Origin of the sequence: Ruegeria sp. HKCCD8929, assembly GCF_013031405.1 — a bacterium.
Classification (GTDB): domain Bacteria; phylum Pseudomonadota; class Alphaproteobacteria; order Rhodobacterales; family Rhodobacteraceae; genus Ruegeria.
Map to the genome: position 1 here is coordinate 1 of NZ_WPZY01000070.1, position 10,381 is coordinate 10,381.

Annotated in this window: 11 protein-coding genes; 1 reads left to right on the forward strand and 10 read right to left on the reverse strand. The window is 56.5% G+C overall.

All coding sequences use genetic code 11. The annotated features are described in order from the left end of the window. Positions 1 to 370 precede the first annotated feature (370 nt). The gene (locus GOX53_RS28005) at positions 371 to 577 is read left to right on the forward strand and encodes a cold-shock protein (protein ID WP_171182167.1); all 207 of its coding nucleotides are present in this window, start codon (positions 371 to 373) and stop codon (positions 575 to 577) included. Positions 578 to 894: 317 nt separating this feature from the next. On the opposite strand, the gene GOX53_RS28010 is transcribed toward GOX53_RS28005, so the two are convergent. The 10 genes from GOX53_RS28010 to GOX53_RS29660 all read right to left on the reverse strand — a co-directional run. Beyond that, complete coding sequence (locus tag GOX53_RS28010; protein ID WP_171182168.1) at positions 895 to 1,143, reverse strand: ParB N-terminal domain-containing protein; 249 nt, start codon at positions 1,141 to 1,143, stop codon at positions 895 to 897. A gap of 75 nt (positions 1,144 to 1,218) precedes the next feature. Then, positions 1,219 to 1,908 (reverse strand): hypothetical protein, encoded by a 690-nt coding sequence (locus GOX53_RS28015; RefSeq protein ID WP_171182169.1) that lies wholly within the window; start codon positions 1,906 to 1,908, stop codon positions 1,219 to 1,221. Positions 1,909 to 3,627: 1,719 nt separating this feature from the next. Continuing rightward, the gene (locus tag GOX53_RS28020) at positions 3,628 to 5,076 is read right to left on the reverse strand and encodes an aldehyde dehydrogenase family protein (RefSeq protein WP_171182170.1); all 1,449 of its coding nucleotides are present in this window, start codon (positions 5,074 to 5,076) and stop codon (positions 3,628 to 3,630) included. A gap of 4 nt (positions 5,077 to 5,080) precedes the next feature. Then, positions 5,081 to 5,380: a putative quinol monooxygenase gene (locus GOX53_RS28025; RefSeq protein ID WP_171182171.1), complete on the reverse strand. Its 300-nt coding sequence runs from the start codon at positions 5,378 to 5,380 to the stop codon at positions 5,081 to 5,083. A gap of 36 nt (positions 5,381 to 5,416) precedes the next feature. Then, positions 5,417 to 6,139, reverse strand: a complete 723-nt coding sequence (locus tag GOX53_RS28030; RefSeq protein WP_171182172.1) for an ABC transporter ATP-binding protein — start codon at positions 6,137 to 6,139, stop codon at positions 5,417 to 5,419. Beyond that, positions 6,111 to 6,836, reverse strand: coding sequence for an ABC transporter ATP-binding protein (locus GOX53_RS28035; protein WP_171182173.1), 726 nt, complete (start codon positions 6,834 to 6,836; stop codon positions 6,111 to 6,113). The genes GOX53_RS28030 and GOX53_RS28035 overlap by 29 nt, the downstream gene beginning before the upstream one ends. Further along, positions 6,833 to 7,837, reverse strand: coding sequence for a branched-chain amino acid ABC transporter permease (locus tag GOX53_RS28040; RefSeq protein WP_171182174.1), 1,005 nt, complete (start codon positions 7,835 to 7,837; stop codon positions 6,833 to 6,835). The genes GOX53_RS28035 and GOX53_RS28040 overlap by 4 nt, the downstream gene beginning before the upstream one ends. Next, positions 7,837 to 8,703, reverse strand: coding sequence for a branched-chain amino acid ABC transporter permease (locus GOX53_RS28045; protein ID WP_171182175.1), 867 nt, complete (start codon positions 8,701 to 8,703; stop codon positions 7,837 to 7,839). Before GOX53_RS28045 ends, GOX53_RS28040 begins: the two co-directional genes overlap by 1 nt. Before the next feature lie 72 nt (positions 8,704 to 8,775). After that, a complete protein-coding gene (locus GOX53_RS28050; protein ID WP_171182176.1) occupies positions 8,776 to 10,023 on the reverse strand; it encodes an ABC transporter substrate-binding protein in 1,248 nt (415 codons plus the stop codon). Between the two features lie 147 nt (positions 10,024 to 10,170). Then, positions 10,171 to 10,381 (reverse strand): hypothetical protein (locus tag GOX53_RS29660; protein WP_217351979.1); only part of this gene is annotated, 211 nt, incomplete at its 5' end.

The window sequence follows — 10,381 nt, forward strand, 5'->3', positions numbered from 1 at the left end:
AAAAAAACCGCTGAATTCACCAAAAATCTCTTGCAATGCAGGAGCCATCCACAGATGCCTTTCCTGAGCAATCTGATTGCCGCAAACGCATTCGGCTGGTTTGCTCGGGAAGCTGACGTCCGATATTGGGTCGCATAGCAACCGCTCCGCCTCTCCTTGGTCTGTTCTATGATGGGTAACTCAACATCTCTTTTGCCCTTCATGGCATCAAGGCTTGTATTGCAAGTATTGGAAGCCCATACACGTAAGGCTAACGTTTTTCTTTTTCGACCTGCTGTCTCCAAATCTCGGCGTTCAGTCTTTCGATTCAGACCGACCGCGCCGAGCCGCCGCAATGATGCGGGCGGCAGAAATCTAGGAGACTTCAAACATGGCAAATGGCACAGTGAAGTGGTTCAACTCGAACAAAGGTTTTGGCTTTATCGAGCCCGAAGATGGCAAGCGCGACGTGTTCGTGCATATCTCGGCACTTGAACGTTCCGGTATCAGCGATCTGAAAGATGGCCAGAAGGTCACTTTCGACGTGGAGGCTGGTCGTGATGGGCGCGACAGTGCTGCCAATCTAGCACTAGCCTAACCTATTGCGGGCACCCGAGAGGGTGCCCGTTTACTCTATGGGCACCAAGAGTGCCTTTGGAGAGCAAGCAAGTTGCAACCCCAGGAAGGGACCCGGCACTCGCGCAACACCGTGTGCCTGACACGAAACTCAGTTTTTTAACTGGCGATCACTGTTATCCCCAATATTGCGTTATGGCCGCAGCGTGGATTGCGCTATCCATCAGTGTCACCCTCTATGAAAGCCTTAACTGCGCGCGACTGCACATTTGGGACGAAAATGGTCGCCGCCTGTCAACGTTCTCTGAGGCTTTGTCGAATGCCAATTCCAAGGAACTTTCAGTGTAGCCTGGCACGCACTAGATAGGCCTCGATGGTATCGCCGCCAAGGGCACGAATGGCCTCCAATCGGTGGAGGCCTTCGATCAGCACAAACCTCTTGTTGTCCGCGCGTATTTGAATCGGGGTTTTCTGGCCGTTCTTCAAGATATCTTCCGCAAGTGTCAGAACTTTTTTCTGATCAAGTGTTTTTGCACGTTTTACAGGCACATAGATCGATTCGAGTGGGTATGGTCTTTTCTCCAGCATGAGTTAATTTTTGCAACCTTTCGTGCATTTGATCCGGTTCAGAATTCTCTTCGAGAACAGGCGCTGAAACGTACGTCACAGAACCGAACGGACAGCGCTGCGCAGTTCCTGGTGCATGATCCAAGTTGCCGGTTCGTCTTCACTTTCGATGTGAGAAAACGCTAGGACCTGCGCAGCGCCATCATTCTGCGTGGGCCCGATTTCCGGAAGATCCAGATCCAGATATTCTGCGATAAGCAGTCCTATTTTTTTGAAGACCTTGATGGAAGCCTCGCGCGACCTGTAACCTGCTGTGTTAGACAATTGACCGACGGTCAGACCTTCCTTCCCTGCGATTGAAAGTGCTCTAAGCATTGTGACCTGCGCTGGTGTAAACCTGACCTGGCGCAATGCCTCGGTGTATTCTCCTTCACTAGGAACCAGGGTGCCCGAGTTTCCCGCCAAACGGCGTTGGCCGCTGCGTTTCCTGTCACGTTCCTCGAGAACTTCTTTTAACGCTTCAATAGCCAATGCCGGTGTTTCGCCAACCGCATCGGCAATCATTGCCTGTGTTTTGGCCGGTGGTTTGGGGAACGCCCGCGCGACGCTGTTGCCGCTCAAAATGCCAGCTTTTATCAAGTACTTCCCGAATTCTTCTTCAATAACTCCCGATACGTCAGCATTCCTCGTTTGACGAACGCTGCGGTGTTGAAATGCTCTCTGTTCCAGACCAGGAACTGACGTCTTTAAGTCCTGAAGGCTTACTTGAGGGGCTTTTTTGCGCATCAGAGCAACACCACAACAATTATCGCTGCCACGAACACCACTGACACGACAAACAATACGACTCCGTAGGATCGGCGACGAGCCCTTTCGGCTTTGAGTCTTTTGCCTAGATTTTCGTCGATTGAGTTAAGAGTCACGGCTTGGTCCTTCCAGCTATGTCAGGGCGGTGGCGATTTCTGCCAGCCTATTGTCTCGGCACGTTTTCGGCGCATGCATCGTTCTGACGTTTGAAGGGCCGATTGCATTCCCATCCATCACCTCTTCGGTTCAAATGAGCGTTTGATGGGACGATGATCGCCACGCATTTGTCTTGGTTTGCGCGAAATCCACGCTCGCATTTCCACCCAGAATAGGTGCCAGGCGAAAGATATGCGTGATCAGGAACAGCCACAGGCTCGCATCCGCTCTCCGTTGCCTTGAAACCTCTGAGGCACACCCAACCGACCGCACTATTCTTGTCAGTCAGGCGCCCGTTTTTGGGGACATCTATTGCAACGCAATCCTGACCTTCCTTGCGAAATCCCCAGTTGCAATGTGTTTCCTTTGTGCCAAATCGGGTTACAACAAAGCCGTTTTTTGGCGCAGTCACTTCTTCACATTCATCTCCCACACGTCGAAACAAGCGATTGCACTTCCATCGATCCTCTGTCGAAGCAAGGTAGGCATTTTCAGGGACTCTTATTTCCTCACAAAGATCTCCGGCACGCTGAAAGCCATAGTTGCACTCCCAGCCTCGACCATAAGAACTGCCTGTTAAATATGCGTTTTTAGGAACATTTGCTCTTTGGCACGATCCGTCCCTGTTTTCGAATCCTTCGTCACAAACCAATCCGTGGGCACTGCCGGTCTCTTGTGAATTTGCAGGCGCCACCTGAGCTGGAAGTTGTGTTCCTGAAAGCAATGCAAGGACTGTCAGGATCAAAAACCAAACACCGTGCGTACAGTCGATTGTGGTCAGATAATAGCGGAGCCCGGGGCCTGATCTATTGGGCATCGAGCACGCATTTTGAGAGCCATGTATTATTCATGTTTTGCCTTCGTCCAGGTGTCGCGCAACGTCTGGAACTTGTCAGGGGACGTTTGCGAACTGATGTGCGTCGAGAGTTCTTTTCGGACGCCCCAACCAAACCTCCGCCTACGCTGGGGCACATGCTACATGTTTTTCTGAAGGCCATTGGATCATCGAAGCCGGCAGCATCGCGACTACGAATAAATTTCACCAACGCACTCTTGTGGTTCTTGGCCAGCTTAGAGTCAAGGACGTTTCCTTCGTCGCAATGCTGTTAACACCCGGACAGAGGGATTTTTGATACAAGCATGGGACTAGGTGGCAGTTTGAGGAACCGGATGGCCATATTCGGTGCAGACCGGACATTCAGTTCCGCTCAGTGAAGGGGGAAGGCGCGGGACTTTCCCGTCATTCATTTTTGAGTTTCGCCGGCGCAGCATTCGTTCGCAATCGTGGCACGCCTTTCGTTGCGATACAGCGCATGTCACCGAAGCAGTCGTTCACGGGCGGCGATTTGAATCGGACCTACCCGTACTTTCGCCGCGGCGCGATCCCACAACTCAGTCGCAGACACAACCGTCTTTTTGCTCGTGCGGCTCTCGCTGGCGCAGCATTGCCTCGCACGCACAGCTACTCGTTCAATGCGATGCAGCACATATCGACACAGCGGTTGTTGTATCCGCTCCCAAACTGTCGCTGTGCAGTTGCTATCAAGCTCCCGGCATCCAGCCGCCAATTTCCTTGACTTCCAGAAACTCCTCGATGCCCCATTGGCCGCCTTCGCGGCCGTTGCCGGATTGTTTGTAGCCCCCGAACGGGCAGCCTTCGGCGGCAGAGCGGAAATTGCCGTTCATCTCGACCATGCCCGAGCGCAGTTTGCGTGCGACGCGATTGGCGCGGGCGGGATCCCGGGTCTGAACATAATTGGTCAGCCCATAAGGTGTGTCATTGGCAATGGCGATCGCCTCGTCTTCGGTGTCGAATGGCATCATCGACAGGACCGGGCCAAAGATTTCCTCGCGCATGATGGTCATGTCATTGGTGCAATCGGCAAACACGGTGGGGCGCACGAAATAACCGCAGTTGAGCCCGTCGGGGCGGCCTTCGCCGCCGGCGACCAGCCGCGCGCCATCTTTGATGCCGGTGGCGATCATGTCCTGCACCTTGTTGAACTGCACTTCGTTCACCAGCGGGCCGATATGCGCCCCGCGGACCGAAGCGAGGTTGACCTTTTGTGCCTCGGCGGTGGCGCGGGCCTGTTCGACCGCCGCGTCATAGCGCGACCGGTGCACCAGCATGCGGGTGGGCGCGTTGCAGGACTGGCCTGAATTGTCAAAGCAATGGGTGGCCCCACGGGCGACCGCATCGTCATCGGCATCCTCAAAGATGATGTTTGCGCCCTTGCCGCCCAGTTCCAGCGTCACGCGTTTGATCGTGTCGGCGGCGGATTTGGTGATTAGCTTGCCGGCGCGGGTGGACCCGGTGAACGAGATCATGTCGACATCGCGATGAGCGGTCAGCTGTGATCCGACGCCGGCGCCGTCGCCATTGACCAGATTGAACACCCCGGCTGGCACGCCGGCCTCGTGAACATATTCGGCAAACAGCAGGGCCGACATGGGCGATTCCTCGGAAGGTTTCAGCACCATCGTGCAGCCGGACGCCATCGCGGCAATGACTTTGAGCGTGACCTGGTTCATGGGCCAGTTCCACGGTGTGATCAGCCCGCAGACACCAATCGGTTCATAAAGGATCCGGTCATTTGGCGCGTCCGCGCTGAGCGGGCGTTCGAACTCGAACGCCTCCAGCGTTTTGATGAAGGCTTCGATATGCACCTGCCCGATGATGGTTTGCAGCCCCTCGCCCAGATCAATGGGGGCGCCCATTTCTTCGCTTTGGGCCTGACCCATTTCAGCGGCGCGGGCCATGTAAATCTCAAGGATCTTTTTCAGATAGCCCAGGCGCGTTTCCTTGCTGGTTTCCGCCCAAGACGGAAAGGCTGCTTTGGCCGCTGCGACGGCCGCATCGGTATCGGCCTGCCCGCCCAGCGAAATCGTGGCAAAGGGTTCTTCGGTCGACGGGTTGATGACGTGATGATCGGTGCCGTCAATCGGATTGACCCAGGCGCCGCCCACATAGAATTTGCGTGCGTCTTTCATTTGTTCAGGCCTTTGTGGAAATTTCTTCGCAGGTCAGCAACGTGACCTCGCCATCAAGGATCGGTTGGGCGATCCCGAAAAACCGCGCCACCACGTCGGAGTTATTGTGTGCATCCATCGCGGCCTGATCGGTGAAACGTTCATATGTCGTGAAGGTGCCGGGGCTTTGCGGGTCTTCGGAGATGAAGAAGCCGACCGTGTCTGACTCGTTCTTCTGCACGTTGTCGGCCACCTCCAAAAGCGCCTGGCGCATCGTGTCGGCATAACCGTCCTTGGTCTTGATGATCGCTGTGATGGTCAGCATGGTGTCCTCCTGCAATTTCGGTTTGTGTCTGGGGCGTCAAAGCCCGGCGAATTCCTCGATCAGATTCGGCTCTGCGATGGCCTCGGGCGAGAGTTCCTGTGCGATCTGGCCCTTTTGCATGACCATCACCCGGTCCGAGAGGCCGCGAATGAACTCAAGGTTCTGCTCGACCAGAACAAAGGAGATCCCATAGGCCGTCTTGAAATGAGTCAGGCGCTCCTGGATTACCTCGATGATGGAAGGCTGAATGCCTTCGGTCGGTTCATCCAGCAGGATCAGCTTGGGGGATGCGGCCAGACAGCGGGCCAGCGCCAGAAGCTGCTGCTCGCCACCAGACAGTACGCCGCCACGTCGATCGAGCAGCGGTTTGAGGCGTGGGAAGTCTTCCAGGAGGCGATCAATCAGCCCTTCTTCCGCATTGTTCACCGCCGCGATCTGCAGGTTTTCGAGAACGCTTAACGCCGGGAAGATCTGTCGCCCCTGCGGCACATAGCCGATGCCCGCCCGGGCGCACCGTTCCGGCTTCCAGCCCGTGATGTCCTGCCCCTGATAGGCGACCGCCCCGCCGGTTGCCCGCAAATGCCCCATCATGGTGCGCAGGAGCGTTGTCTTGCCCATGCCGTTGTGACCCAGGATGCCGACGAATTCATTTTCACCGACCGAAAGGTCAATGCCAAAGAGGATCGGGATTTTGCCGTAGCCCCCCGTGAGGTTTGAGACCTTCAGCAATTCAGGCTGCCGATTTGCCAAGATAGACATCGCGCACCCTTTCATTGCTGAGAATGGCTTCGGTCGTGTCCTCGATCAGGATTTCTCCCTGATGAAAGACCGTGACCTGTTTGCCGATCATGCGGATGAACTGCATGTCATGTTCCACGACGATCAGTGCATGGCTCTGATTGAGTTCGTGAATGATCTCGGCCAGCCGGGTTGTTTCTTCCGCCGAAAGCCCCGCAGCTGGCTCATCCAGGAGGATCAATTCGGGGTCCTCGGCGATCACCATCGACAGTTCCACGAACTGGCGCTGCCCATGGGCCAATTGCCCCACCGTTTCGCCCGAGATGTGTGCGATGCCCATCCGCTCCAGGGTTTTTTGCACGATCTCATTGCGCATGAGCTTGTCCTTGGTGCCGCGCACCGCGACCCAGACGTTTTCGCGAACGCTCAACCCGTCGAAGACATTGGGCACCTGCGTCTTGATCCCAACCCCACGCTTGGCAATGGCAGACGTCTCAATCCCGCCAATCGGCGCACCGTTCAACAGGACTTCGCCCTTGGTTGGCGCGTATTGCCCCGTGATTGTCTTGAAGAACGTGCTTTTGCCTGCACCATTTGGACCGATGAGGCAGCGCAGCTCTCCCTTGGCGAGTGAAAAATCCACGTTGTGGAGTGCTTTCACGCCGCCAAAATGCTTGCAAAGCCCTCTGGTCTGCAAAAGCGGTTGACCGGTGCTCATGGCGCGCGCCTCTTCTGCAGCCGCGCCAAGACCCAAGTCAAACCGTCATTCAGCAAAGGCAAGAGGCCACGTGGCACCAGCAGTACAAAGACGATCAGGATCGCCCCCAGCGCCACATTCGGATCGACAAAGCCGGAACGCCCAAGCGAGGTCGTGATCATCTGAAGCGCGATGCAGCCGATCACCGGGCCGACCAGGGTGCCCAAGCCGCCAACGATCACCCAGATCAGAATGCGCGCGGTGCTGGCCATGTCGAACATGGTTGGCGCCACGAACACCGCGTTGGCGAAGATCATGCCGGAAACCCCTGCGATCCCTGCTCCGATACAAAAGAACGCCAGCTTGTAAGGTCGCGCGTCATACCCCAAGAGCTCGGCCCGTGTCTCGTTCTCGCGGATGGCGACGACGACACGCCCGAAGCGGCTGGCCAGAACCGCCTTGCAAAGGAAATAGCAGACGAAAAGACAGACAATCGCGACACCGTAGAGCGCCTCGGGCGAAAGAACCTGCCCGTTCAGCGGGTTCTCCAGCAAGGGCGTTCCCGGCATCCCGTTGAACCCACCCAGCCGGGCCTTGCCAATGGCATAGGCATCTCCGCCGGTGCTGTTGACCAGTTTGAACAGGATCAGCGTGACGGTGAGCGTGATGACCCCCAGATACACGTCGTTCAGGCGGCCATAAAACATGAAGTAGCCAAGGGCGGCGGCAAAGACCGTGGGCACGATAATGGCCAGAAGCGCGCCATAGATCGTCGCGTCGAAGTTCCAGGCTCCGACCGCATAGGCATAGCCGCCAAGACCGAAGAACGCCGCCTGTCCAAAACACAAGATCCCCCCGTAGCCCCAGATGAAGGCGAGGCTCAGCGCCAGGATCGCCAGGCTGACATAGATCGTTGAGGAGATGATCGTGTAAAACTCCACGATCCGCGGAAAGATGAGGAGCGCGAAGAGCCCGATCAGCGCCACGGCAATCAGTTCTGTGCTGTTTCGTGTCGGGCCCATCAGATCGACCCCTTGAAGAACCGGCCGGTGATCCCGTTTGGCAGGAAACGAAGCAGGATGATGGCCGCAAGAAGAAGTGCCGCGTCCCCCACAACCGGTGTTGTGGCAAAGGTCGTCAGCGTACCGACCGAACCCAACAGACCCGAGGCGCTGACAAGACCGGTCAGGATCGCCTCACCTCCCGAAATCACGGTGATAAACGCCTTGGCCACATAGGCCTTGCCCATGGTTGGTACGACCCCGGACAAGGGGGCAAGAAGCGCACCTGCCAGGCCATTGAGCGCTGCGCCTGCGGTGAAGGTGATGGAATAGACCTTCGACGGGCTGATCCCCAGCGAGGCCGCCATTTCCGAGTTTTGCATGGTGCCGCGCGCGATCAGGCCCAGCTTGGTGAAACGCAAGAGCAAATAGCAGGCGATCAGCAGCAGCACCGTCACCGCCACGATAAACATCTCGTAGACGCTGACGCCATACTGGCCGACCGTGAAACTCCCGAACGGGGCCGAGATACCTGCGACCGAGTTGCCAAAAAGCATTGTCGCTGCCCCGATTAACAGAAGGCTCAACCCCCAGGTCGCCAGCATCGTGTCGATCATCCGCCCATAAAGGTGGCGAACGACCAATCGCTCGATCATTAAGCCGATGACGGCCACGACGATTGGCGCCACGATTAGCATCGAAACCACGATGGGTATCCCCGCCTGCGTCGCAAAAACGGTTGTGAATCCGCCCAGCATGATAAACTCACCATGGGCCAGGTTAATCACCCGCATCATCCCGAATATCACCGCCAACCCCGCGCAGATCAGCGCGAGCGAAGCAACGGAATAGAGGACCTGAAGGATCAGGACGATGACATAATCCATCTAGGGTTTTACCTTGTGAAGGAGAGCACTGGCCGCGTGGAATGCGAGGCCCCCCGCGCGGCGATGGCTCGGTTACCCATCCCGAGAGGTGATTGTGTAATGTGTGTTGTCGTCGGGATTGGCGATCAGGTCACAAACCTCCGCTGTGTCCGTAGGTGCCAATTGGTCAAAGGACTTCAGCACGTCAAAAGCGTTGTCTTTCACCACGCCGATATGCACATCCTGGATGCAGTGATGTGTGGCCGGGTCAATGGTGGACTTGCCACCCGGGCCATCCACCACCGAATTGGCCTCCAGCGTCTCAATCACCGGCATCCGATCAACCGTGCCCGCCTTTTCGACCGCCTGTGCCCAGTGATTAATTGCATAGTAGGCAGCCGAGGCGAGTTCGTTGATATAGGGCGCGTTTGTGCCAAATTTGCCGTTCAGCCGCTCAAGGAACGCCTTGTTCGCAGGCGTGTCAAGCTCCTGCATATAGGCATAGGCCGCATACATCCCGTCGGATTCCTCTTTCGACAGCACGATATGCTCGTTGCCAACGCCGAAATCGGTGGAGAACATCGGAAGGCTGCCCCCAAGGCCCGCCGCTGACCACTGGCGGAAGAAGGACATGTGATTACCGCCCACCAGCAGCGTATAAAGCAGGTCAGGCTTGGCCGCCTGGATGTTCTTGATAGTCGGGCCGAACTCGGTCACATCCAGCGGAAAATACTCGTCGGCGATCACTTCGCCGCCATGGGCTTCGACATAGTGCTTGACCCAACGGGCCGAGATCCAGCCATAGTTGTAGTCCGCCGCGATCACATAGACCTTCTTGCCATTGAACTTGTCCATGACATGCGGAACGAGCTTTTCGATGGTCTGCGCGGGCGTTGTCCCTGTGCAGAAATAGTTGCGGTCGCAGGCGCCGCCCTCATAAAGCGTCGGGTAGAAATAGAGCGTCTGATAGCGGCGCAGAAGCGGGCGGATCGCCTCGCGCGAGGCCGAGGTGATACCGCCGAAGACGGCCGAGACACGTTCCCGCGTCGCCGCTTCGGTCGCTAATTGAGTGTAAAGCTGCAAGTCCGATTGCGGGTCATAGCTGATCAGGTCGATCTGCTTGCCCAAAAGCCCGCCCTTTTGGTTGATTTCGTCCACGGCCAACTGCATCGTTGCCACCTGCGGCTGGCCATAGATATCAAGCCCGCCGGACACGTCCGTGATGTTCGCAATTTTGATGGTGTCGTCAGCCGCTCGCGCCTGGGTCATGAGCCCGGGCGCCGCAAGTGCGCCGACCATCGCGGCTCCGCCTTTCAGAACGGATCTTCTTTTCAAAGACATGGATAAACTCCCCTGGTGTCGGTTTCCTTCTGGCCAGTGCAGACAGCGTTTGACTGACCTCATACAGGTTCATAAGAAATCATTCACTTTTCACCTAATTAGTCAATGGTGAAAAATGAACTATTTTTTCGGCACAAAAACAGAGAGTTATCGCGCGGGGAAGATTTCAACCAATTCGTAGTCGAGGCCCGTGGAGCGCATCAGATAGGTTTTCATCGACGTGCCTTCGGGCCGAATCTCGACGCGGCCACGCGCCCCGTGATAGGAGAAATTCTTGGTCACCCGCCGGACGCGTGCGGCGTCTAAAGCATCCCGCCGAAAACTTGAATCGGGGGATTCCCAAATGGTTGTCAGTGTG